Annotated in this window: 1 rRNA gene (cut by a window edge); it reads right to left on the bottom strand. The window is 50.1% G+C overall.

Annotated features, from left to right (window positions below):
* A 23S ribosomal RNA gene (locus tag FBY02_RS27880) occupies positions 1-1472 on the bottom strand (it extends 1519 nt beyond the left edge of the window).
* Positions 1473-1645: the final 173 nt, after the last annotated feature.

Below are 1645 nucleotides of genomic sequence, written 5' to 3'. Positions count from 1 at the left end.
CTCAGCCTACCACCTTAAACTTGGACAACCAACGCCAAGCTGGCCTAGCCTTCTCCGTCCCTCCATCGCAATAACCAGAAGTACAGGAATATTAACCTGTTTTCCATCGACTACGCTTTTCAGCCTCGCCTTAGGGACCGACTAACCCTGCGTCGATTAACGTTGCGCAGGAAACCTTGGTCTTTCGGCGTGGGTGTTTTTCACACCCATTGTCGTTACTCATGTCAGCATTCGCACTTCTGATACCTCCAGCAAGCTTCTCAACTCACCTTCACAGGCTTACAGAACGCTCCTCTACCGCATCACTTACGTGATACCCGTAGCTTCGGTGTATGGTTTGAGCCCCGTTACATCTTCCGCGCAGGCCGACTCGACTAGTGAGCTATTACGCTTTCTTTAAAGGGTGGCTGCTTCTAAGCCAACCTCCTAGCTGTCTAAGCCTTCCCACATCGTTTCCCACTTAACCATAACTTTGGGACCTTAGCTGACGGTCTGGGTTGTTTCCCTTTTCACGACGGACGTTAGCACCCGCCGTGTGTCTCCCATGCTCGGCACTTGTAGGTATTCGGAGTTTGCATCGGTTTGGTAAGTCGGGATGACCCCCTAGCCGAAACAGTGCTCTACCCCCTACAGTGATACATGAGGCGCTACCTAAATAGCTTTCGAGGAGAACCAGCTATCTCCGAGCTTGATTAGCCTTTCACTCCGATCCACAGGTCATCCGCTAACTTTTCAACGGTAGTCGGTTCGGTCCTCCAGTCAGTGTTACCTAACCTTCAACCTGCCCATGGATAGATCGCCCGGTTTCGGGTCTATTCCCAGCGACTAGACGCCCTATTAAGACTCGCTTTCGCTACGCCTCCCCTATTCGGTTAAGCTCGCCACTGAAAATAAGTCGCTGACCCATTATACAAAAGGTACGCAGTCACAGAACGAAGTCTGCTCCCACTGCTTGTACGCATACGGTTTCAGGATCTATTTCACTCCCCTCTCCGGGGTTCTTTTCGCCTTTCCCTCACGGTACTGGTTCACTATCGGTCAGTCAGTAGTATTTAGCCTTGGAGGATGGTCCCCCCATATTCAGACAAAGTTTCTCGTGCTCCGTCCTACTCGATTTCACTTCTAAGATCCTTTCGCGTACAGGGCTATCACCCACTATGGCCGCACTTTCCAGAGCGTTCCGCTAAAATCAAAGAAGCTTAAGGGCTAGTCCCCGTTCGCTCGCCACTACTAAGGGAATCTCGGTTGATTTCTTTTCCTCAGGGTACTTAGATGTTTCAGTTCCCCTGGTTCGCCTCTTGCACCTATGTATTCAGTGCAAGATAACCAGCTTGTGCTGGTTGGGTTCCCCCATTCAGAGATCTCCGGATCAAAGTCTGTTTGCCGACTCCCCGAAGCTTTTCGCAGGCTACCACGTCTTTCATCGCCTCTGACTGCCAAGGCATCCACCGTATGCGCTTCTTCACTTGACCATATAACCCCAAGCAATCTGGTTATACTGTGAAGACGACATTCGCCGAAAATTCGTACGCTTGCTCAACGAGCAACTCACAAATTTTACCTTAGCCTGAACACCACCAGTGAAAGTGGCCTTCAGTCTATCTTTCTATCACATACCCAAATTTTTAAAGAACGATCTAATCGA

The sequence above is a fragment of the Pseudomonas sp. SJZ078 genome (genome assembly GCF_007828255.1).
Lineage (GTDB): Bacteria > Pseudomonadota > Gammaproteobacteria > Pseudomonadales > Pseudomonadaceae > Aquipseudomonas.
Note: the sequence above shows the minus strand (reverse complement) of the source record. Positions and strands in the feature narration are given on the sequence as shown.